General features: G+C 34.5%; 24 protein-coding genes. 22 read left to right on the top strand and 2 right to left on the bottom strand.

All coding sequences use genetic code 11. The features are described from left to right. The first annotated feature begins 67 nt into the window (after nucleotides 1-67). From BXU10_RS05410 to BXU10_RS05495, 18 genes are all read left to right on the top strand, one after another. On the top strand, nucleotides 68-637 hold the full coding sequence (locus BXU10_RS05410) for a hypothetical protein (RefSeq protein WP_078226444.1): 570 nt from the start codon (nucleotides 68-70) through the stop codon (nucleotides 635-637). Between the two features lie 224 nt (nucleotides 638-861). Continuing rightward, entirely contained in the window at nucleotides 862-2,283 is a 1,422-nt protein-coding gene (locus BXU10_RS05415) for a hypothetical protein (RefSeq protein ID WP_078226445.1), read from the top strand. Then, nucleotides 2,283-2,873 carry a DUF6046 domain-containing protein gene (locus BXU10_RS05420; protein ID WP_078226446.1) on the top strand — a complete coding sequence of 197 codons (591 nt, stop codon included), beginning with the start codon at nucleotides 2,283-2,285 and terminating at the stop codon, nucleotides 2,871-2,873. Before BXU10_RS05415 ends, BXU10_RS05420 begins: the two co-directional genes overlap by 1 nt. A 17-nt stretch (nucleotides 2,874-2,890) precedes the next feature. Then, the gene (locus BXU10_RS05425; protein WP_078226447.1) at nucleotides 2,891-3,880 is read left to right on the top strand and encodes a late control protein; all 990 of its coding nucleotides are present in this window, start codon (nucleotides 2,891-2,893) and stop codon (nucleotides 3,878-3,880) included. A 19-nt stretch (nucleotides 3,881-3,899) separates the two neighbouring features. Next, on the top strand, nucleotides 3,900-4,403 hold the full coding sequence (locus BXU10_RS05430) for a hypothetical protein (RefSeq protein ID WP_078226448.1): 504 nt from the start codon (nucleotides 3,900-3,902) through the stop codon (nucleotides 4,401-4,403). After that, nucleotides 4,403-4,771: a hypothetical protein gene (locus tag BXU10_RS05435; protein WP_078226449.1), complete on the top strand. Its 369-nt coding sequence runs from the start codon at nucleotides 4,403-4,405 to the stop codon at nucleotides 4,769-4,771. Before BXU10_RS05430 ends, BXU10_RS05435 begins: the two co-directional genes overlap by 1 nt. Further along, nucleotides 4,749-5,045 (top strand): hypothetical protein, encoded by a 297-nt coding sequence (locus tag BXU10_RS05440; RefSeq protein ID WP_031457098.1) that lies wholly within the window; start codon nucleotides 4,749-4,751, stop codon nucleotides 5,043-5,045. The genes BXU10_RS05435 and BXU10_RS05440 overlap by 23 nt, the downstream gene beginning before the upstream one ends. After that, complete coding sequence (locus BXU10_RS05445; RefSeq protein WP_078226450.1) at nucleotides 5,045-5,887, top strand: hypothetical protein; 843 nt, start codon at nucleotides 5,045-5,047, stop codon at nucleotides 5,885-5,887. The genes BXU10_RS05440 and BXU10_RS05445 overlap by 1 nt, the downstream gene beginning before the upstream one ends. Further along, a complete protein-coding gene (locus tag BXU10_RS05450; protein ID WP_078226451.1) occupies nucleotides 5,877-6,341 on the top strand; it encodes a hypothetical protein in 465 nt (154 codons plus the stop codon). Before BXU10_RS05445 ends, BXU10_RS05450 begins: the two co-directional genes overlap by 11 nt. Further along, nucleotides 6,341-7,117 carry a hypothetical protein gene (locus tag BXU10_RS05455; protein WP_078226452.1) on the top strand — a complete coding sequence of 259 codons (777 nt, stop codon included), beginning with the start codon at nucleotides 6,341-6,343 and terminating at the stop codon, nucleotides 7,115-7,117. The genes BXU10_RS05450 and BXU10_RS05455 overlap by 1 nt, the downstream gene beginning before the upstream one ends. Before the next feature lie 3 nt (nucleotides 7,118-7,120). Beyond that, nucleotides 7,121-7,531, top strand: a complete 411-nt coding sequence (locus BXU10_RS05460) for a hypothetical protein (protein ID WP_078226453.1) — start codon at nucleotides 7,121-7,123, stop codon at nucleotides 7,529-7,531. A 49-nt stretch (nucleotides 7,532-7,580) separates the two neighbouring features. Further along, nucleotides 7,581-8,882 (top strand): hypothetical protein, encoded by a 1,302-nt coding sequence (locus BXU10_RS05465; RefSeq protein WP_078226454.1) that lies wholly within the window; start codon nucleotides 7,581-7,583, stop codon nucleotides 8,880-8,882. A gap of 33 nt (nucleotides 8,883-8,915) precedes the next feature. After that, complete coding sequence (locus BXU10_RS05470; RefSeq protein ID WP_078226455.1) at nucleotides 8,916-9,107, top strand: hypothetical protein; 192 nt, start codon at nucleotides 8,916-8,918, stop codon at nucleotides 9,105-9,107. Between the two features lie 387 nt (nucleotides 9,108-9,494). Next, entirely contained in the window at nucleotides 9,495-10,742 is a 1,248-nt protein-coding gene (locus tag BXU10_RS05475; RefSeq protein WP_078226456.1) for a hypothetical protein, read from the top strand. A gap of 14 nt (nucleotides 10,743-10,756) precedes the next feature. Beyond that, nucleotides 10,757-10,948, top strand: a complete 192-nt coding sequence (locus BXU10_RS05480; RefSeq protein ID WP_031457107.1) for a hypothetical protein — start codon at nucleotides 10,757-10,759, stop codon at nucleotides 10,946-10,948. A 100-nt stretch (nucleotides 10,949-11,048) separates the two neighbouring features. Continuing rightward, on the top strand, nucleotides 11,049-11,459 hold the full coding sequence (locus BXU10_RS05485; protein ID WP_078226458.1) for a hypothetical protein: 411 nt from the start codon (nucleotides 11,049-11,051) through the stop codon (nucleotides 11,457-11,459). A 50-nt stretch (nucleotides 11,460-11,509) separates the two neighbouring features. After that, nucleotides 11,510-11,689, top strand: coding sequence for a hypothetical protein (locus BXU10_RS05490; RefSeq protein ID WP_123921953.1), 180 nt, complete (start codon nucleotides 11,510-11,512; stop codon nucleotides 11,687-11,689). After that, nucleotides 11,670-13,172 carry a leucine-rich repeat domain-containing protein gene (locus BXU10_RS05495; protein WP_078226460.1) on the top strand — a complete coding sequence of 501 codons (1,503 nt, stop codon included), beginning with the start codon at nucleotides 11,670-11,672 and terminating at the stop codon, nucleotides 13,170-13,172. The genes BXU10_RS05490 and BXU10_RS05495 overlap by 20 nt, the downstream gene beginning before the upstream one ends. A gap of 476 nt (nucleotides 13,173-13,648) precedes the next feature. On the opposite strand, the gene BXU10_RS05500 is transcribed toward BXU10_RS05495, so the two are convergent. Next, on the bottom strand, nucleotides 13,649-14,392 hold the full coding sequence (locus BXU10_RS05500) for a carbonic anhydrase family protein (protein WP_078226461.1): 744 nt from the start codon (nucleotides 14,390-14,392) through the stop codon (nucleotides 13,649-13,651). Between the two features lie 318 nt (nucleotides 14,393-14,710). Here BXU10_RS05500 and BXU10_RS05505 point away from each other — a divergent pair, with 318 nt between their 5' ends. After that, a complete protein-coding gene (locus tag BXU10_RS05505; RefSeq protein ID WP_078226462.1) occupies nucleotides 14,711-16,657 on the top strand; it encodes a metallophosphoesterase in 1,947 nt (648 codons plus the stop codon). Nucleotides 16,658-16,913: 256 nt separating this feature from the next. Here the strand turns inward: BXU10_RS05505 and BXU10_RS05510 are convergent, their stop codons facing one another. Next, entirely contained in the window at nucleotides 16,914-17,969 is a 1,056-nt protein-coding gene (locus tag BXU10_RS05510; RefSeq protein ID WP_078226463.1) for a phosphatidylinositol-specific phospholipase C1-like protein, read from the bottom strand. Between the two features lie 380 nt (nucleotides 17,970-18,349). Between BXU10_RS05510 and BXU10_RS05515 the strand changes: the two genes are divergently transcribed. The 3 genes from BXU10_RS05515 (at nucleotide 18,350) to BXU10_RS05525 (ending at nucleotide 23,229) form a co-directional block, all read left to right on the top strand. Then, the gene (locus tag BXU10_RS05515) at nucleotides 18,350-18,865 is read left to right on the top strand and encodes an RNA polymerase sigma-70 factor (protein ID WP_078226464.1); all 516 of its coding nucleotides are present in this window, start codon (nucleotides 18,350-18,352) and stop codon (nucleotides 18,863-18,865) included. A gap of 92 nt (nucleotides 18,866-18,957) precedes the next feature. Next, the gene (locus BXU10_RS05520; protein WP_078226465.1) at nucleotides 18,958-19,878 is read left to right on the top strand and encodes a FecR family protein; all 921 of its coding nucleotides are present in this window, start codon (nucleotides 18,958-18,960) and stop codon (nucleotides 19,876-19,878) included. A 69-nt stretch (nucleotides 19,879-19,947) separates the two neighbouring features. After that, a complete protein-coding gene (locus BXU10_RS05525) occupies nucleotides 19,948-23,229 on the top strand; it encodes a SusC/RagA family TonB-linked outer membrane protein (protein WP_078226466.1) in 3,282 nt (1,093 codons plus the stop codon). The last annotated feature ends 4 nt before the right edge of the window (nucleotides 23,230-23,233 follow it).

Consider the following 23,233-nt stretch of genomic DNA (forward strand, 5'->3'; position numbering starts at 1 on the left):
AACATTCAAAAATCCGAAAAGCCATTCTTTAAATTAAAAGAGTGGCTTTTTTAAAAACAAACAAAAAATGAACAAAGCAGATTTAAAAAAAGGAGTAGTAGACGAAAAACAAATTGACGACTGGAAAGAAAAATACGGAGGTGTTTACGCATTACCAGTTGAAGATAAAACCGCCTATTTACGTGAGCCAAAAATGAAAGATTTCAAAAGAGCTTTTACAGCCATGACAAACGATGGTGATTTAGCCTTTGGAGAGGAATTGATCAATGTTTTATTTATTGGTGGTGATGACGAAATTAAAACCAATGATGACTATTTCTTTCCAGCCCGAAAAGAAATGAGGGATTTCTTCAATTTTGATGAAGCTGAAATCGAAACTGAAGGTAATAATTCGATTATTACTATTGGTGATGTTAAATGCAAAATTAGAAGCATTACCCGTAATGATATCAAACTGGCAGAAAAGAAAAATCCAAGCGGAAAACCTTTTGTAACCCAGGAAAAACTTTTTGATGTAGTAGTTCTTGAAAAAGATGCGGTCTTCAATGACAGAGACAACGCTGTTATTAGATTTCCATTATATCAGGCAATCGAAAAGTTACAGAACAAAAAAATTGCTATGCTAAAAAAGCTTTAGATGAGGCAGTCATTGACACCAATGACGCCTCATCTTTTGAATTAGTAAAAACTAATAAAAAAGGAGAACCTTACATATACATAAGGCTGTTTGATGCCTATTTAAAATACTACATGCACATTCGAAAACCCGAAAAACTAAGCGATTCTGCCTGGTGTGAGGAAATTCAAAACCTGCATTTTATAAGAACCAAAGAGAAACAAAATTCTCAAACATAAATAATTATGACAGCCTACGAATTTATTGTAACGATAAAAGATTATGCCAGTAGTGGCTTAAAACAGATTGCTAATTCAGTTGGTCAGGCTTATGATAAAGTTAAGGTTTTCGCCAAAGGTCTTATTGAAACTGCAAAGAAATCAAAAGTATTTGAAGATGTTTTTGGGAACATATTTGATTCTGTTTGGTCATTTACCAAGAAGGTCATTGAAGCCCGGCTTGAGTATGAGAAATTTAATAAAGGATCTACATCTAAAACACTTGGACAAGAGATCGAAGCTCTTGATAAACAGTGGAATAAATTTCTTCTTCAGGTTGGTGGAGAAGCTAGCGGAATCTTTACATCAGTTATTACGCTTATGACTGCCGGATTGAAGTTTCTAAGTGATAACCTTGCTTATGTCTCAGAATGGTTTTCAATCCTTTTTGAAATGATTGACCCTGTTGTAACCGCTTTTAGGGGATTTATACAGTCTGCATTGGGAGTCAATTATGCTAGTGAAGCTCTTGGAATTTTTGGTAGTATAATGACCGGTGTTTTGGTTGGTATTAGTTGGTTGACTACCGGGTTAACAACTATTGTCAACATTCTAACGCCTTTTGCCAAAGAAATTATGATTCTAACTGCTTTATGGTGGTTATGGAACAACGCTATTGGAGTTCAAAGCGCTCTGATGTTGGTTAGTCCACTTACATGGACTGTTCTTGGTGTTATGGCTTTAATCATGGTTATTGGAATGGTCATAAAATACACAAGTGGCTGGGGAGAAAGCTGGAGTCATACGGTTAAAGGAGCTCAGTTTTTGTGGCAGGCTTTTACAGATACTGCAAAATACAATTTTGCATTAATGGTTAATACTTTAATGACCAATATTGATAAGATTAAGTTAAGCTGGTATAGGTTTAAGGAAGCTGTTGGTATGGGTGATTCATCTGAGAATCAAAAAATGATTACTCAGATTAATAGCGAGATGGAAGCCCGAAAAAAGGGACTTGCAGACCTTAACAAAAAAAGGAATGATAATTATGCCAAAGCCAGAAATGAATTTAGCCAGGTAGGAATTAAAGTTGATAGCGACGGAATTAAAAGAGATTTCCAGGAATTAAAAGACAGGTTTAGTAATGCCAAAGCAAAACAAGATGGCGGTACAGGAGCTTATGACGATTATTTAAATAAGAAAAAAGGACTTACTGCCGGAGCTGACAAAAGCAAGAATATCAAAGGCGAGGATATTAAAAGTCAATCTGATTCGATTGTATCCGGAGGTTCTAAAATGACTCACTTAACAATCAATATTCAAAAGCTTCAGGACGATACTAAAATCTTTGTTGAAAGCACCGAAAAAGGAATCGAAAACTTAGGCGAAAAAGTTCAGGAAATGATCTTAAGAGCTGTCAACAGTGTAAATCAAATGCAAACGGACTAATGGCACAATTTAATATCAAGGAAGTACTTGTAAGGGCTGCGTTGGATTATACCGGCCCACATTTTCCCGAATGGTGGAAAATGAACAAAAAAAAATATGGTTTGCCTGATTTGAGTGCTATAAACTCAAGTCAGCTTTTAGGCGCAAAATATTTCATGAAACTAATATTGTCTCATAAAGGAATAGCGTTTGTTTTACCCAATGAACCGTTAGTTTCAATAGGACTTACCAAAACAATTGTAAAAACTGTAACGGTTGGAAAGTATAAAAAAGGAACGGTTAAGGAATACATAAATACTGATGATTATGTGATATCAATCAAAGGGGTTTGTATTAACAAATTTGCTCCTGAAATATATCCTGCAGATCAGGTAAAATTATTAAATGAGCTGACAAATATTAACGATGCTCTTGAAATTGAAGGAAATCCCTTTTTTGAGCTATTCGGCATTAGACGCTTAGTAATCGAAGATATCCAGTTTGATGAAATGATAGGCGAATCAGGGCTGCAAAAATATAGCATTAAGGCGATTTCTGATACTGATTTTTTTGCCGATTTAAATGAAAAGGGATCAACAACCCCAAACTAAAATTAATCTGTTGGAATATGTTTATACTCGAAGCAAAGGTTGAAATAGGCGATTTTATATTTAATGCTGTAAATGAAATTGTAATTACAAAATCGGTCGAAGATATGGCAGACACAGCCATTATTAAACTACCGGCACGATTTAAAGTAAAACAAAATGGCGAGCAAAAATATACTGAAAACGCAATCAAGGTCAATGATCCGGTAAAAATTACATTAGGCTATGAGGGTAAGTATTCAGGTGTTGAATTTACAGGCTACGTAAAAAAAATTAATCCTAAGATACCGCTTGAAATACATTGCGAAGATGCAATTTGGTTGTTAAGACGAAAAAGTATTACCAAAACATGGGAGAAAACAACGATGAAAGAAATTCTTGAAGAAGTTGTAAAAGATACTCCGCTTCAATTGGCAGAACCTGTTGATGATGTTGAATTAAACAAATGGATTATAACAAATGCTAATGGAGCGCAAGTTTTAGAAAGTCTTAAAAAAGATTTGTTGATGTCTGTTTTTATTACGGATGAAGGTAAACTGTATTGTGGTTTACAGCAACTCACCAACATAGGACAAACTGCCGTCTATAATCTGAATTTTAACGTTGTCGAAAACAACCTTGAATTTAAAAGCAAGGAAGACAGAAAAATTAAAATTAAATATACATACATCGACAAGCAAAACAAACGTCAAAGTATTGAAGTTGGAGATCTGGACGGTGAACAAAGAGAGTATCATACGTCTGTCATTTCAGACATGAAAAAGCTTGAAGAAATGGCAAACACTGAACTTGAAAAGCTAAAGTATGATGGTTTTGATGGCGATGTAAAAAGCTTCTTAATTCCATTTGCGACAAGAGGTATGAAAGCAAAATTTATTGACAGTGAGCACCCTAAACGTGAGGGAGATTATTTTATTAAAAAAGTAGTCACATCGTTTGGAACTGGTGGGGCAAGAAGAACAGTAACAATTGGTAAACGTTTGGGACTGGTGGAGAAACAAGAACAGTAATAATTGGTAAACGTTTGTAATGGATAAAAAGATACAAGACGCATTTAGAAAACTTATGCAGCGGGATGTTGATACATTTCCGGGAAATGTGATTTCGGTTGATAAAAAACAAGGAACCTGTGTGGTATCAGATGATCAAATAAAATACACAGATGTTCAATTATCGTCGGTAATTGATGGAAATAAAAATAAATTTTTCTTGTTCCCCAGTGTTGGCAGTTCTGTTCTGGTTAGTCCAATAAAAGAGGATATCAAAAGATTATATGTTGAATCTTACTCCGAGATAGAAAGTTTAGATCTTCAAATTAACACAGTTCAGTTTAAAATTACTGAAGCGGGCTTTTTATTGAAAAAGGAAAATGAAACCCTCAAAGGTTTGGTTTCGGATTTATTAACCGCTGTAGAGAACATGAGTTTTTTGGTTACAACTACAGGAGGTGCAGGTAATACAACAACATTAGTAAATGCAGCACAGTTTACGGCTGTAAAAAATAGATTTAATGAGTTTTTAAATGACGTTTAATGAATGATATTTTAGTTTTTATTTCTTCAATTCTGGCTGCTATTGGCGGTACCGGTCTTTTTACATTTCTTTTTACAAGGTCAAAATATCAAGTTGATGTATTGCAGGCAAAAGAAAATGCCGAAACAACTGCCATAGAAAATGATATTAGGTTATCAGGACATTATAAAGAAATTCTTGATGATCTCAAAAACAGATATGAAACCCGATACATAGAATTTGAAAATCTGATGAATCGGAAAATTTCATTACTGGAAGAGGAACTAAAACTAAAAGACAGAAAGATTAAACTACAACAACAGGAAATAATCGAATTAAAGCGAGAAAACCGAATACTTAAAGACAATGCAAAAGCAAATCTTACATAATCAATCTTTTTTTGATGTAGCAATTCAGAACATAGGGACTCCGGTTTATGCATTCGATATTGCTCTTAAAAATGGTTTTTCAATTACTGATGATCCAATACCAGGTAACATAATTGAAGTTCCGGAAAGTGAATTACTGGACACACAAATCGTTGAATATTTCACGAACAAAAAACAAATAATTGCTACAGGTTTTACCAACTTAGATAGCAATATTATACCAGAATTAGGTATAGGTACAATGGCAATAAACACAACTTTTATAGTATCATAATGGCAAGAAATATCGAAGTAATACAAAAACAGATGCTAGATGCAGTTTCGGCTGATCAAAATTTAGCTGAATTGAATTCAACCAGTAAATTCGCTATTTACAGGTTATTCATTTTTATCGTTTCCTATGCTCATGTTTTGTTAGAAAAATTGTTTGACACGCACAAAAAAGAAGTGGAAGACGTTATCGAACAAAAATTTCCACATCGTCCTTCCTGGTATCGTTCTAAAGCTTTGGCGTTTCAGTATGGCTTTGATTTGATTACTGACACAGATAAATACGATAACACAGGTTTTAGTGAAGATATAATTGAAGAGTCAAAAATTGTAAAATACAGTGCTGTTACTAAAAATGGCGGTCAATTGCTGATAAAAATTGCTTCCGAAAACGAAGGAGTTTTACAGCCACTTGATGAACTTCAAAAGGAAGCATTCGATTTCTATATTGATGAAATTACAGACGCTGGTGTTAACTATATAGTAGTAAACAATGAGCCGGATATTTTATTATTGACTTTACAAATATTCCGTGATCCATTGGTTTTAGATCAATACGGAATGAGAATATTACCTGATGGTGGTGGTACCTATCCTGTTGAAGACGCAATTTTAGAATATATGAAAGAACTGCCTTTTAATGGTGAGTTGGTTCTTTTTGATCTTGAAACAAAGCTGAAAGCTGTAGAAGGTGTAAGAATCCCGAACATCGTAAATGCCGAATCTCAGATAATTGATATTAATACAGGAGAATACAAAGATCCGGAACCTATCACAGTGAGAACGATTCCGGCAAGCGGTTATTTTACTGTTCCCGATTTTAAAGGTGTGAGTTATGTGGTATAAGGTAGATTGGAACAAACTGATATTATTGCTTTTACCAACATTTCTAAGAAAGCCAGTAATATTTGGGTATTTAAAAGTATTGATTTCTCCTGTTAAAAATCTGGATTATCAATGGTCCCGAATGCGGGAAGAGAATTTGAAAAAGCTACGATACAATTCACAAAAATGTTATTTGCGTGGTGCTCTGAATGATGCTTTTGACAAAGAAGATAGGAGAATAACAATTACGAACACTGTCAATAAAACACAGGATTATATTTATACACAAGCCGAAAACAGACCTGTTTATCTTGGAATAATGTGGTTAGAACCGGCCTTCAATTACTCAGGTTCAAAAGTAGATTTTTTAGTAAATGTACCGCAAGAGCTTGTAAACACAATATTAAACGAAATAGAGGCTAAGATTGAATTTTATGTCTTAGCCGGAAAATCATATCAAATAATAGCAATATAATGAATAAACTCGATGTAAATCAGGTAGGCGGTTTTCCAATGACCACACGAATACTGGACGAATTGCAAAAAATTTCAGCCGTTTTTAATGGTCTGGGAGGAATTGCCGGAGATAAAACAATTCTTTATGGTTGCAACATTACTGGTTCAACCGCTGATGATGGTGTTGTTTATGTAAATGGGGAAGTTTTCTTTTTTAAAGGCGGAATCGTTCAAAGCAAAGTCATTATCAAAGAAGACAAGGAAAACCTTGTTTTTGAAAACAACGAATCTAAAACAGTTATTAGAACTCGTTACGTAACATTTGGATCAGGAATAGGCTCTATCGATTGGGCTGATTTTACAAAACCAAAAGAAACCAAAGAAATTGAAGAAGCCCTGGAAGGCAAAGCAGATCAGACTTCCTTTGATGCTTTGTCGAATGCGTTTGCACTTGTTTATACCAAAATGCTTACAATCGAAACAGGTGCTCAGAAAAACCTACAGGAATTTTACCAGACCGGAACTTTAACAACAACCAACAGACAAACTGGAATTAATGAGTATGATTTCAGTAAAAACTATGCTGACATTTTACCTCCTGATGGATTTGTGATGGATAATTTAAAAGCATTTATGCCTAGCATTGCGAAAGTAGCATTTGCCGGAGATGTAAATGTAGACGATACCATGTGGTGTCATTATGAATTAAGAACTGACAGAATTAGGGTTACTTGCAATAATTCAGAGAGTAGAGAAACTTCTAAAATCAATTATATAGCAATCTGGAAAAAGTAAATCATGGCAGTTACAGAAAAAAACATATTAAAAAACTGGTTTTTAAACGGCCTTAAACCGCCACAAGAACAGTTCTGGGCGTGGCAGGAGTCCTATTTTCACAAGTATGATGTAATACCACCTACATCTATTGAAGGACTTTCGGAACTATTGAATAGCAAAGCCGATAAGGAGGCTTTTGATACGCATGTACAAAACTTTAATACGCATGAAGAAGATTTAAATGCGCATCCCGAGCTGGTAGCACTAACCCGAATTATTCCATATGGTCAGGTACAGGTATTTAAAACAAGTCCTGAAGGAGATCAAAAAGTAAAAGCTATAGGTGATTATTGCGTGGGATGGATTGAAGGTTCTTTGGTTAGTGGAAACTGGAATGGTGGTGACGAAATGCTAAAATCATCTTATGAATAAATACTCAAACAAGTCAAACTTAGGAAACAATACTAATTGACAAAAAAATATGAAAAAATTACTTTTATTTTTAGCGCTGGCCGTCACATTCAATTTATCGGCTCAGACAATTTCGACGACTTATTTTGCTAAGCCGTTAGAATTAAATTCTGTCCCGGTAAGTACTTCAAAGTCAGATAGTGTAATCGTGCGTGGAGCTGATAAGATTTTAAAATTTGTGCCAAGAAGTGAGTTTTCAGGCGGTGGGGGTTCTCAGGATTTACAACAAACTTTAGACAAAGGTACTACCGCTATATCTAATGTTTTTGCCGTTAATGGTCCAAATGGACGTTTTTCATTAGATAATACTGGAGTTGAAATGTCTAATATTGGATATGGTGCCCTGAATATTGGTGCAAATGGTTTAGTTCTTGACAATAGGGGAAATTCATATCCTATTAATTTGCTTGGTCGAAATTCGGGTGTTTACGTACAAGGAGCTTACGGAAATTATCTGAAATTACAGACCGGAGTAGTTGAATTGAGGTCTGTAACTGGTTTAGATATTGACAATCAAAGTAATCTACCAATGAATATTAAGAGTTGGGGAGATAAGGTCAATATTGATGGCTGGGCAGGGGTTAATTTAAAATCACAAAATGGGACGGCTAATATAGAAGCATCTCAAAACATAAAGATAACATCTCAAAGCGATGTTCATTTAAAAGCCAATGATACATTAAGCCTTGTAACTCAAAGTAAACTTTATGCAAAGGCGAATCAATTTGAATTTATAAGCGGTGGTGCACTAAATCAATTATACATATCAGATAGTACCGGTAAAATTTCATTACAATCACAATCGGGCGGTATTGAATTAAATTCCAGTAGTGGTCCCGTTGTTATTAAGAATAGTACTGGTGCCGGTGTGCAAATAGGTGATGCTAGTGTAAGTTCTCCTCTATCTCTTAAAAGTGGAGCATTTATTACACTTGAATCACAGGGCTTGGCTGCAAGGTCTAATACTTATCCGATGTATGTATCAGGAGCAGGATTGTATTTGGATAATAATGCGGGTACTGGAGGTCAGTTTCATATAGACCCAACCGGTATAGCAAGTTTATCAGCGGGCTCTGGCAAAGCGGTTGAGATATACGGCAATGCATTAGATGTTCATGTCAATAAAGCCAAATACTTTAATCCTGTTGAATTACCTGTGTATACAGTAGATACCTTACCAGTTTCACCTGGTTACTTCGTGTATGCGACTGTTAGCGATGCTGCCTCACCTGCTTATTTGCAACCCGTTAATGGTGGAGGAACAACAGTTTGCCCGGTAATCTATAATGGTACTACTTGGGTTGCTCACTAATTTTTTTAATCCGTAATCAATTAATTTTAAAGTATGAACAAACAAAAAATCGCTGTAATCGCAAGTGTTTTAATTGTCTTAACAGGCTTTATCGATACAAAATTTGACCTTTTACAAGAGGTTGGTTTCTCTTTAATCACAATCAACAGAATCAAATTGGGTGGTTTGTTGTTGTCAGCATTATTGCCGGGTATCACGTCTTCACTTTCTAAGACAGAAAAGTAATTTAAAGATTCCTAAGGAGGCAGGAAGTAAAAAAAGTCCTCCAACAATTAACGGCATTTACAGAAGATCTGAATGTTGATGATACTTTGTGATGTAAATATCGTGTAGGTACTGAGACTATAATCCGAAAGTAGATCAGTGAGTGAAATCAATTCTATCGCAATCTAAAAACAAACACAGAAAAAATATATTAAAAAACTGGTTTTTAACGGTCTAAAACATCCGTAAGAACAGTTCTGGGCGCGGCAGTATTAAGTCATATTTCATAAATATAATTTGATACTGCCTACATCTGTTGAAAGCGCTAATCAGTTTGAAAAATGGAGATTTCAAAATTGAAAAGGTTACAAATTAAACTCTCAAAACAATACTAATTGACAAAAAAATATGAAAAAATTACTTTTATTTTTAGCGCTGGCCGTCACATTCAATTTATCGGCTCAGACAATTTCGACGACTTATTTTGCTAAGCCGTTAGAATTAAATTCTGTTCCGGCTAGTACTTCAAAGGCTGATAGTGTAATCGTTCGTGGGGCTGATAAAATTTTAAAATATGTTCCTCGTAGTGAGTTTGCTCCTGAAGTGAGTCCACAAAACCTACAACAAACATTAACAGCGGGAGGTTCATCCAATTTACCTATTATACTAATTTCAGGGGATTCAACCGCTAAATTAAATGTTTATAGCCCATTAGGTGCGACTTCTATTAATGCTGGGCATATTAATTTAATGCCAAGTGGTGGAGGTCAAACAAGCCTTAATGCTGATGGTACTATACAAGTAGTCAGGTCATTCAGCAATAACCTATATCATTTCCCCTATGATAAAGTTACTAATGATACTATTGCTATGAAAAGTGATTTAGTAGTTCGAGGGTCTCAAACTTTAGAAGAAGTAGTTTATTCAGGAAACGTAATAAACAATAAACCTATAGTGATAACTAATGGTGAAAACAGTAATATTTTAGATTATGAAGGCGTTAGCTTAGATGGGTATGGATTTCAAACTAAATTAGTGTCTAATGGAGTGAGGTATTTTAATAACGGCTTTACCAATACACTATTTTATCCAGAACTTATGGCAGGGTCTATATCTACTCCTTTTGCAACATCAGTAAATGGAAATTTTGCTGATGCTTATGGTAATATTAATGTTAGTTTTTTAGAATCTCAGGATTTAAATAGTGTTTTAAGTCATGGAATTGCTGCGGTAGATAAAGGTATTGTTTTATTTGGAGATTCTTATGCTAAAACAATGTCACTTGATTACAGCAACTTACAATTTAACTATAATGGATTTGTTTCTTTATATGACTCAACAGGTTTCCAATATGTTAGTACTGACGGTTTAAATAATTTATGGATTCAGTTTCCTTCTTTAGATAATTTTATTGGTTCTAATGTTAAAAAATTACCGTTATCTGTAAATGGAACTTTTGCAGATGCAAATGGAAACATTACTTCTGTAGTAAATAATAGTACCACTACAGCATTAAGCTCTAGCGATCTAATTTCATCATATCCGACAGCAAATTTAGGATTTAGAGTTCAATGCTTATCAATATCCGGGGGAGCGGTGATTTACGAAAAAACATCAGCCGGATGGTTTCAGTATTCAATCACAAGTGTGCCTTAAAAACTTTAATAGATATGAATAAACAAAAAATCGCCGTAATCGCAAGTATTTTAATTGTCTTAACAGGCTTTATTGACACAAAACTTGACCTTTTACAAGGTGTAGGGTTCTCATTAATAACAATTAACAGAATTAAACTGGCTGGGTTAGTATTATCGGCCGTACTGCCAAGCGTTACGCCTTTGTTTTCGAAAGAAGAAAAGTAAAAGATTTTCCAGTGGAGGCAGGAATAAAAAAAAGCCATCCAATAGTGAGAGCAGGTCAGTAAGTGAAATCAATTCTATCGCAATTTGAAAAAAAATAATTATGGCAGTTACAGAAAAAAATATATTAAAAAACTGGTTTTTAAATGGGCTAAAACCTCCCCAGGAACAGTTTTGGGCATGGCAGGATTCCTATTTTCATAAATATGATTTGATACCCCCTGCATCTATTGAGGGATTTACGGAACTATTGAGTGAAAAAGCCGATAAAGAAGCTTTTGATAATCATTTAGAAGCCGCAGATGCACACCCGGAAGCAATAAAAAAAGCTAGAATAATTCCGTCAGACGAAATGGTTGTTTTTAAAGCACCTGGAAATGAAAATAATGAAATAAAAGAAGTCGGGGATTATTGTATCGGGATTGTCGAAAATACAAAAATAGAGGGTATTTATGTAGGAGGTGACGATAATTTACTTGACGGATACGAAATATACAGTCAATTAGAATTTTAAATATGTCAAGCAAAAAGAAAATTAAGAAGCTTAAAAAGCAACTTAAACAATTGAGGCAAATTCTAAAAAAAGATTGCCTTACAATTACCAACTCCGAAAATGAAAATGAGCAAGTAACATTGTCATTTATTGACGGAGTATTCAGGTTTAGCAAGACAATTAAATCTGAGCAAACAGACACAACAGAAATTTCAGAAGTAACTTTTAATTATGGCAAAACAGATATTTAAAACACATTTAAACTTTCAAGAAGTTGACCCTGGCACGATAGAAGATAAAGTGTTGGTTAGAGATTCTGACGGAAATGTAAAAGAAATTGCCTCTACTGAGCTTGGTGGTGGTATCGAAATCAAAGGCGAATATAATAACAACGGTGAAGCTCTTGCGGCAGGGCTTGTTCCAGGTGATTTGTATAGATTACCTATTACTTCAGATTCACAAGCATCATTGGTAGCAATGACGATTTTATTGCCTTCGGCTGCTATGAGGTTATTATTTACAAATATTGATACCACATGTCTAAATAATGGAATTGCAGACAAAGAAAGTATCAGCGACTGGAATGCATTTTTTGAAACAAGATCGTCTTTAACTTTTGACAGAGTTACAGTTACAGGTAATGAAGCTGTTTTTAATGTATCTGAAGTACCTTTCAGTAATTTAAAACTTGCTAGTTTAGGTATTGCAGAATTCAGCTTAACAGATTTTTCGGATAAAACCTTATACGAATTAGATTTAGGATTCAACGTATTAACTTCATTTGACCCATCAGAAGCGTTGCCGGCTATGAGTATATTACAATTGACATATAACCCTATTGGTAACTTTGACCCTTCAATAGCATTGCCTAATTTATTTAATTTAAATTTATCAGGTTGTGGTATTAGTGATTTTAACCCGTCTTTACCGTTGCCTAATTCATTATATTACTTGTATTTAGGTGAAAATGGAATGACTAATTTTGATCCGTCAATAGCGTTACCTCCAAATTTAAATACTTTATGGTTGGCGTTTAATGATTTAACAGGTTTTGATCCTTCAATAGCCTTACCAAACAGTATTAGCCAGTTGGTGTTAGCTATAAACAAATTAACGACTTTTACGCCTTCTTTGCCATTGCCTGCTAATCTATATGCTTTAAGTTTAAATAATAACAAGCTTACAGAATTTGACCCTCCTACAGCATTACCATCAAATGTAGAGTCCTTACATTTAAGTAATAATAATTTAACTGTTTTTGATCCGGCAATAGCTTTACCTGATAATTTAGTTCTCATCGATTTAAGGATTAATAAGTTGACTGATTTTAACCCATCAATAGCGTTACCGTCGAATTTGCAAACTTTGAATCTGGATAGTAATGATTTAACTGCTTTTGATCCAGAATTAGAATTGCCAACAGCATTAACCCATTTAAACCTAGAAGGCAATAATTTAACTGTTTTTGACCCGGCAGTAAGCTTAAGTAATATTCAGCAATTACGTTTAAGAGTTAATCCTCTAACTTATTTTAATCCTTCAAGTAATTTAGATGCTTTGACACTCTTAACTTTAGACGGCTGTGGTATTAATACTGTAGGTTGGAATTTGGTTGATTGGACTGATAGTGTGCCTAACAACGGTGTTGTTTACGCTATGTACAATCTGGATACGATAACAGGTTCAGATACAGAAGCTTCTTTGTTGGCTAAATCGTGGTCAATTAATGCTTAAACAGATTCCACTGAGGCAGGAATTTAAAAAAGTCCTTCAGCAGATTAATACTTTCTCAGAGTAATTTAATTTAACAAAAAGCCACCATTGAAAGACAAAAAGTCTTCTAATGGTGGCTTTGCTATATGTATAAATTATCAGGAGAGTAATCCATTTCATAGGTGCTTATACCATAAACTATGAACGCTACAGTTAATTATAATGCTAGTTATACTGATATAATCCTTATAAGTATTAGATAATGTTAAAGTAAATTAATAAAGCATACAATTTGTATTGACTTTTTTTGGATACTTTTGGCTCTGTTTTTATGTACTTCTTGTTTTTCCGATTATAAAAATTAACTATAAAACCGTATAGTTATATTAAAGAGGATGCGCAAAAAGAACATACAGATTTTTCAAAATCCTAATAAAGAAAAAACCTGTAAATATTTAAATTTACAGGTTTTTTCTTTATTTTTTCAAAACTTAATACTATAAATATGTTACCGTTCCGGTATGCATATCATAATAACCTCCAATTATTTTAATCTGACCATTATCTTCCAGTCCTTTCAAAATAGGGCTTCTTTCTCTGATAGTTTTTATAGTATTGATTACATTATTTTTTGAAACATAGGCTACGTATTCTTTATTTTTTGAAGTTTTTTCTCCTTTAAAGTTTTGTGATGCAGTCACTGCCGGTTTTATGTTGGTTAACATTGCAGTTATGTTGCCTAGTTTAGCATCGTCAATAGTAGCTGTAATGGCGCCACAGGATTCATGTCCTAACACAAGAATTACTTTTGCACCCATAAGTTTACACCCAAATTCCATACTTCCCAATAAATCGGTATTGGCAAAATTTCCGGCCACGCGTCCTACAAAAAGATCACCAATACCTCTGTCAAAAACATCTTCTACCGGAATTCTACTATCGAGGCAGGAAAGAATTACCGCTTTAGGGAATTGTCCAGGAGCAGCATTTCGTACCATTGCAGAATGATCCCTGGCTGTAACATTATTGGTTGAAAATCGTTTGTTGCCTTCTTTCAGGCTTTTGATAACTGCATCCGGTGTTAAAGCAGCTTGCTCTTTTGCAGTTAAAACCCGCTCTCTTAAGGGAGTTGGTACAGGAGTAATTTGTGGACAGTCTTTTTCTTTTCCTGAGCCATTACAGGAAAAAAGTACTAGTATTGCCACTAAGGCTGCATAAACTGCGTGAATTTTTCTTTTCATTTTTGGTGTGATTAAAAGTTAAACTTAATGTAAGAATAATAATGTTAATTAATTTACAAATATATAATGTTTGTGTTATATTTTAGAGTAATTGTTAATTTAAAATCAGTATTTTTTTGAAATAACTATTTTAATATCAATTGTTTACATTTTTGTTATCTTGCTAACTCACTTAAGACAGGATGTAAGAGGTTTTCTGCAGTAAGAAATAATTATAAGCCATAAAAATTATCATTCGGTAACAATAGGATAAACGTATTTTGGATTTTAATCAATAGAATTGCATACTCTTTAAAAATTCCATTGAAAGCTGAATCTATGACTCTAAAAATTACTTCTTCATATAAAAACTGTTTATCTGTTCTGTTTTTCGTTTTTTTCAACTTTCCAATTTCAGCCCAAAAACAAAATTCACTTAACGGAGTTCAGATAGCTTTTCTATCAGATGTGCACTTGCAGGATTTATTCGGAAAATTATCAGATAATGAATATCAAGGGGTTTTAAATCCTAAAACCGGTAAATATACTTTAGCCAGAACAATGGCTTCACAGCTGCATTCGACCCGAATTTTTAATGAAAACTATTTTGCTTTCATTGCAGCTTTAGAAGATATTGTAAAGCGAAATATAAAATACGTAGCACTTCCGGGTGATTATACAGATGATGGGCAGCCCATTCACGTACGTGGTTTGGAAAAAATTCTCGACCAGTACCGAAAAAAATATAATATTGAATTTTTTATCACAACCGGAAATCATGATCCTGTTGGACCTTTTGCTCAGGAATCCGGTAAAGAAGATTTTTTAGGAAAAGAGGGTAAAAGTCAACCCATTTACAGTAAAGACGGATTGTATAAGCCGAATTTAACTATCGAACAGCCTGTAGTGGTTACTGCCGATATTGCTAAAATGGGTTATTTAGGAATTACAGACAGATTAAAACATTTTGGTTTTTATCCCGATAAAAAATACAAATTCTGGTCAACACCTTTTGCCACTTACACGAGCAAAAATTATAATTACAAAAAGGCTGAAAAAGCAGCTGAATTATCAAACAGGGTTTACAGTGTGGCAGCGGGCTACGAAGTTCCGGATGTGAGTTATGTGGTTGAACCTGTGGAAGGGCTTTGGCTGATGGCAATTGACGGAAATGTGTATATACCAAAGAAAAACGATGTTGATCCAAAGGATTCTAAAAGTTATTCTGAAGCGAGTACGGGTTATAATAACGTGCTTTCGAACAAAAAACATCTGATAAAATGGGTCGCAGCTATTTCGGCGGAAGCCAAAGAACAGGGCAAAACACTGATTGCTTTCAGTCATTTTCCGATGATTGATTTTAACGATGATGCTTCTTCAGAAATAAAGGAGCTTTTAGGACCAAACAAATGGCAATTGAACCGTGTTCCGGTTGAAGAAGTGGCGCAGGTTTTTGCTGATGCCGGACTGAAGATTCATTTTGGCGGTCACATGCACATCAACGACACCGGAATCCGGACTTCGGCAAAGGGAAATACTCTGGTCAATATTCAGACACCTTCATTGGCTGCATATATTCCGGCATATAAATTGCTGACAATCAAAAAAGACAATCTGGTCGATATTCAAACCATCACAATAGATAATGTTCAGCGTTATGATGAACTTTTCGATTTATATAAAATGGAATATCAGTTTTTGGAAAGTCAAAATACCAAAGACATTTGGAATATCGATATTCTGAAAACCAAAAGTTATCATGATTTTACCGATTTTCATTTAAAAGAATTAGTACGGCTGCGTTTTCTAAAAGATGACTGGCCTTTTGCGTTTAAAGATTTTTTCCTGAATGTTTCCGGTAAAGATTTATTGGTTCTGGCGAATATTCAGACTGATAAAGATTTTGATTTTATTCTGAAAAATAAAGAAGTCCTCAAAAAAGAATGGGCAGAAGCTCAAATCAAAACAGATAAATTCGTAACTGAAAATCAACTAAAAAAAACAGATTTCAACTGGAACGGTTACGACTTTTTAGTCGATTTTTATCGTTTCAGAAGTGCAGATGAACTGGCTTTGGCAGATGTTGGAGAGGCGAGAGCCAGACAATACAAATTGTTATCCCAATTGTATTTTGAAAATTATAAAGACCATAATGCAATTGAAAAACCTTTACAGAAGCAATTGCGTTTGTTTTTAATCATCTTCAATAAATTCATGCGCGAAATTCCGGCAGATCATTTTACAGTGAATTTGAAGAGTGGGGTTGTTAACCGTAAAGAGAGGTGATTTTTTTTACGCAGATTCGGCAGATTCGGCAGATTTTTAATTAGATAAATCAAATAAAGATCTGCCTAAAATAATTCCAAGATTGAAATATAAAGTTGTCATTTCGAGGAACGAGAAATCACACAAGTAACTCCGCAAAGTATATCGCCAATCTTTGTCGAGCTTCTAATGTGATTTCTCGTTCCTCGAAATGACATATTTTGGGCTAAATTTGTTTTAGGTTTCAAGTCTAACAATAACCTGAAACCTGAAACAATTATTTATTCACCGGATTACTTCTAACATACGTCCCGTCATCATATTTAATTTGATAAGAAGAATCAAAGAACGTACTTGGCAAATAATAATCTGTTGTAATGATTTGTGCGCCTGATTTTTTGGCTGTTTCAAAATGTGTGTAATCATTTGCACGGGCTTCTTTGGTATCAGCATCTGCTCTGGTTCTGATAATGTATCCTTTTTTAACTAAATCTGTAATTGTTGAATCTTCAGGATTGTTTCTGAATAAAGTTGCGGCTTCCGGTTTTCCGGGTTCAGCGTTGATGAAAACCGCTCTGCCTTTTAGTGACGGATGATTTAAAGCATACAAATCTCTTTTGGCTCCGTTATTATCCAGAATAAATAAAAATTTACCTTTTGCTTTTTTAAGTGTTGGCCAGTTGTTATTTAAAACCGCTTCTTCAAGGGTTTTGTATTTTCCACGCACCATGTCCGGTGTGATTAACTTATTTCCTAAGCCTTTACGAAGTTCTTTGTCTAAAGCGTCAAATAACCCGGGCGTAAATTTCTCTGCTTTTGTGCCTAAAAAACTGTCATCATCTTTTGGTTCCAGCGTAATGAAAACAGGAACATGATCCGGATTGGCATCAGACCATTTTTTTAATTCGGCAAGACAATTTTGAAGCGTGTAACAAGAAGTTCTAAAATCGATATCGATCATATGAAAAACTTTAAAACCCGGTTTCTTCATTTCTCCATTCGGATCATAAACTTCTCCGGATTTTGCAAGATCCAAACCTTTTGGATGTGTATATTTTCCGCCTTGAGAATCACCCTGAACATCAATTTCAAGATTACGCAAACCTTTGTTTAATTGGTCTGTGAGGCTAATATGAGTGTATTGCAAACCTTTTAGCGAACGCAAAGTATCTTTTGCCTGAATGAAATTGTACAAATCGGTTTCGATGGCGCGGCGGTAACTGTTGTGTGAACCAATAACCTGTAGCTGATTGATTTTTAAATCGTCGCTTTGTGCAGTAGAAGTGTAGGCTACTGCTGTGGTAATTAAAAATGTAAACAGAATTCGTTTCATAATTTAAAATAATAAGTATTAATAAAGATAAGGGAATATGATAAATAATTTAAAATTTTTAGAGGCAGTACGAAGGTTGGGTGTCAGGCTGAGCGGAGTCGAAGCCTTTTCTGAACTTAAAAGCCCTTCGACTCCGCTCAGGATGACATTGATTTACATGATTTTTATCCTTTTTTAAAGCTCACTAAATTAAAGTCTGAATTCTATTTTTGTGTTAGATAAAAAAAAAGAAATCAGCAATCGATTATCATTTTTGATTCAAAATAGTAGTATTTCTTCATCAAAAGGGTTTTTTATTTAATTAAAACTTAACCTTCAGACAAAAAGTATTGAAGGGACATTTCCTTATTTTACATCAACAAATACCACTACAAATACCAATGAAAAACCCTGAAATTTTTGAAAAAACGTATACTGATTACTGGAAAAAACTCACCTCCTTTTCGTATACAATGACTCAGGATAAAGACTTGGCGCAGAACATTGTTCAGGATGTTTTTATTGATTTATGGGAACGAAAAGATGATTTGAGCATTAATGCAATTGAACCTTATTTGTTTCGGGCAGTCAAAAATCAGATTTTCAAACATTACCAGAATAATCGTTTCGACAAGACCATTATGGAAGATCAATTTGAAGATTACATCCTTGATAACTTTTCGTCTATAGATCCCGAAGTAATGGATTTACTTTACTCTTTATTAGAGCAGCTTCCTGAAAAAAGAAAAGAAGTTTTATTGATGTATAAATTTCAGGATATGTCAATAGAACAGATTGCTGATGAACTCGGAATCTCGAAACAAACTGTAAAAAACCAAATTTCATCAGCTGTAAAACAATTGCGTGAAGGTTTAAAAGATTTGGCGTGGCTGGCTCCATTCATTATTTTTTGTTAATTTTTTAAGATAACTTTCTGTTGATGTTTTCATAATATTTCCGGATAGTACGATTTTAAAGATTCAGTACTTACAGGTAACAAGTAAGTATTATGACAAAAAGAATCAAACATAGTTTAGCATATCTTATCGATAAAAGTTCCCGAAACAAAACTTCGGAAGCAGAAGAAAATCTGTTGGATGATTTTGCTTTTAACCACTATCAAAATTCAAAATGGAACGAAACTTCAATGGGCAATCCTGATGAAGTTTCTCAAAATATATATGAAGGAATTCAATTTCGAATCAGAAAAAGAACCTTCAGACCTTATTTTAAATATATGGCAGCTGCCAGTATTCTTTTTCTTGTTGGTTTAGGATTTTTCTATAAACCAGAAATTGTTTCAGAGAAGCAATTGACATTTAAAACATCAGATATCCCCAAATCTATCCAGTTAAGTGATGGCTCGAAAATTTATCTGGCAGCAAACTCATTATTTCAGTATCCTGAAAAATTTTCTGGCGAAGAACGAAACGTTTCACTATTAAAAGGAAATGCATTTTTTGAAATTGCCAAAGACAAAAAGCATCCTTTTATTATCACATCGGGCGAAATCAAAACAAGAGTTTTGGGGACTTCGTTTCACATACAAATGTCAAAAACGAAATGCGAAGTAATCGTTGTAACCGGAAAAGTAAATGTGAGTTCAAAAGGACAAAGTGTTGATCTGATTCCGAATGAAGCGGCTTTGTTCGAATCGCAAAACCTGACCAGACAAGTGGCAGAGAAGTCCTTTTTGGTCAATTGGTATGCTACAGATCTTACACTGGACCAGACTAAACTTCAGCAGGTTATCACTATTTTACAATATAAATACGGCGTTTCATTTCAGTTAAAAAACGAACAGGTATTAACTATGCCATTAACGGTATTCATCAAAAAAGACGCAACATTAGAGAATGTTCTGGAGCAGATAAATTACATCACCAACCTAAAATTTAAAGTTTATGGCCAAATAGTAAAAATGAATTAAAAACAAAAAAGTAGTTGCTGAGAACAACTGCGATTAATAATTAAGTATCGAAAACCAATAACTTAAATCATGTATTTTAAACGAATCAATTTAAATTTTCTAAAAGGACTTTTCTTTGTGGTCCTGACATTGCTTTCCGTTCAAAACGGTTACTGTAAAGTCAATTACAAAAAATCAAATGTAGATAATAAAATAGAAAAGGCGACGCTGGTTTCTATTTTTTCAAAATTAAGCAAGCAAACGGACTACAAATTCAGTTACGGACAGGCAATTATCGCTGATAATAAGGTCTATACGGTAAGTGATACGAATGAATCTGTAACTGTGATTTTAAACGACCTTTCTAAAAAAGCAAATTTCAATTACAACATCAACGGAAAATTAGTGCTGATTCAGAAAACTGTTGCTGTAAAAAAGAACGAAGCCGCAGATAAGATTAAGGTAAAAGGAAAAATCGTTGACGAAAACGGAGTACCAATGCCTGGTGTAAGCATTGTAGAAGCTACAACCAAAAATGCTTCGGTAAGTAATTTTGACGGAGAATTCGAAATTACGGTTGAAGAAGGCCGAAATCTTGAGGTTTCGTATTTAGGCTATAAAATGAAAACCGTTGCGGTTCAAAAAAGCTTTATGACGATTCAGTTAGAACCAAATACATCAGAGTTAAGCGAAGTTTTGGTTGTGGGTTACGGAAAACAGTCTAAAAAAGATGTAACCGGAGCCGTAACACAATTAGAGGCAGCCAATTTTAAACAAGGTGTAAATGTTTCAGTAGATAACTTAATTCAGGGAAAAGTTGCGGGTGTACGTGTTGTAAATGCAAGCGGTGAGCCGGGAGCAGGGGTAAACGTAACAATTAGAGGAGTAGGATCTATCAGAAGCGGTAGTACACCTTTGTTCGTAGTAGACGGTCTGCCATTATCAAATGACGATGTGAGCCCTACAGGAACTAATGTTGGTTTTGGAGCGTCTTCTGCGAAAAATCCATTGAACTTTTTGAATACAAGCGATATTGAATCGATTACTGTTTTAAAAGATGCTTCGGCAGCGGCTATTTACGGTGCAAGAGGTTCTAACGGTGTTATTCTTGTGACGACTAAAAAAGGAGCAAAAGGCGAGGGAACAATGACTTTTGATTCGTATTTAGGAGTTGCAAAAGTGGCTAATAAACTGGACGTTTTAAGTGCAGATCAATATAGAAAAGCGATTAAAGACCCTGCTTTTGATCACGGCGGAAACACAGACTGGCAGGACGTAATTTACAGAACAGCTATTACAACAAACAACGCACTTTCTTTTGCAAAGCAAACAGAATCAGGGAATTATTATGCTTCGATAGCACATATGGATCAGGAGGGGATTATCCGTAACAGTAATTTCAAACGTCTTTCGGGAAGGATTAATGCTTCAGAATCATTTTTAGACAACAAACGTTTAAAATTAAAATTGAACCTTACAGCAAGTGAAACTAAGGATAACGGTGTTCCAACCAGTGATGACGGTGGATCTAACGGGCAATTGATTGTACATACTCTGATGGCAAACCCAACAAGATCGGTTTATGATGCTGATGGAAAGTACACCAATTTTAATATGAATGCGCACTACAATCCTGCTTATTTGTTAAGCATTTACGAGGATGAAACACGTACTTTGAGAGTTTTAGGAAATTTAGAAACTTCTTTTAGAATTATCAACGGATTAGAATATAAATTAAACGTAGGTATTGACCGTTCTACATCTGAAAGAAATACGACCATTTATCCAAACACCACCGATTTAAATCCAACAGGAAGGTATGTACAGAACAATCTGGATTCTAAAAACTCTTTGATCGAACATTATCTGACGTACAACCTAAATTTAGATAAACATAAAATCGAAGCTTTGGGAGGTTTCTCTTATCAGAAATTTGAGCGATCAGGAACCAATTTTACTATCGAAAACATTAATGAAAAAGGAGTAGGAGTAAAACCCTCAATCAATCCTGGTATTAAAGGACAAAAACCGGTCATAACAGGTTATGCACAGGAAAACGAATTGCAGTCTTACTTTGGCAGATTAAATTATACTTTTAATGATAAATACTTGTTGACCGCTTCGATGAGAGCAGATGGTTCAACTCGTTTTGGAGAAAACAATAAATACGGTTACTTTCCTTCATTTGCTTTAGGCTGGAATATTTTTAAAGAAAGTTTCCTTGAAAATGCTACTGGTGTAAATAACTTAAAACTTAGAGCAAGCTGGGGACAAACAGGAAACCAGGAAGTAGAGAACAAACTGACAAAAGCAAGCTACTCATTATCAGGAGCAGACGGATATTATTTGTATGACGATTTGAATCTGGTAAACGGAATTTCTGTAGTAAGAACAGCCAATCCTGATTTAAAATGGGAAGTTGTTACACAGTTTAACGTAGGAGCAGATTTTAATTTATGGAACGATAAATTGTACGGTACAGTTGACTATTTCAACAAAACAACAACAGACGCTATCCTAAATGTTCCTGCACCGGTATTAAGCCCCACTACAACAATCTGGACAAATATTAAAGATGGTAAAATCATCAACAAAGGTATCGAGATCATGTTGGGTTCAAAAATAATCAATACAAAGGATTTTACATGGAATGTTGATGTAAACGGCGCAACATTAAAAAATAAAATTGAAGACTTACCGGTTTCAGAAATCTTAACCGGAACAGTTTCAGGACCCGGACAATCGGGTGTAAATGCGAATATCTACAAAAACGGCTATGCTGCAGGATCATTTTACATGAGAAAGCATATTGGTTTTGACGCTAACGGAAATGATATTTTTGAAGACCAAAACGGTGACGGAAAAATTGATAACAGCGACCGCGTTATTTTTGAAGGGGCACTGCCTACTTTTTACTATGGACTTAACAGTGATATGAAATACAAAAATTTCAGTTTTTCATTCTCTATCATTGGTCAGACCGGAGGTTATTTATTGAATAATACAGGTTTGAATGCTTTAAACATCAATAACCTTGCTTCAGACAGAAACGTGGCGACACAATATTATGACTCTGGTGCAAACTCTGCAAACTCTCCGATTTTATCATCGCTTTTCCTTGAAAAATCAGATTTTATCAGATTAAATACAGCTCGTTTAGGGTATGATTTCAACCTTAAAAACGCAACCTGGATAAACGGGTTAACGCTTTATGTAACAGGTCAGAACCTGCTTACGATTACAAATTATTCAGGATATGACCCTTTAGTGAATACACCAAAATCAAATGGTGGAAACCAGTCTATCGGTATCGATTACGCTAGTTACCCAACTTCCAGAACTTTCAGTTTTGGTGCAACTTTAAAATTATAATGAT

It is taken from the genome of Flavobacterium sp. LM4, from assembly GCF_002017935.1.
In the GTDB taxonomy this organism is placed as follows: domain Bacteria; phylum Bacteroidota; class Bacteroidia; order Flavobacteriales; family Flavobacteriaceae; genus Flavobacterium; species Flavobacterium chungangense.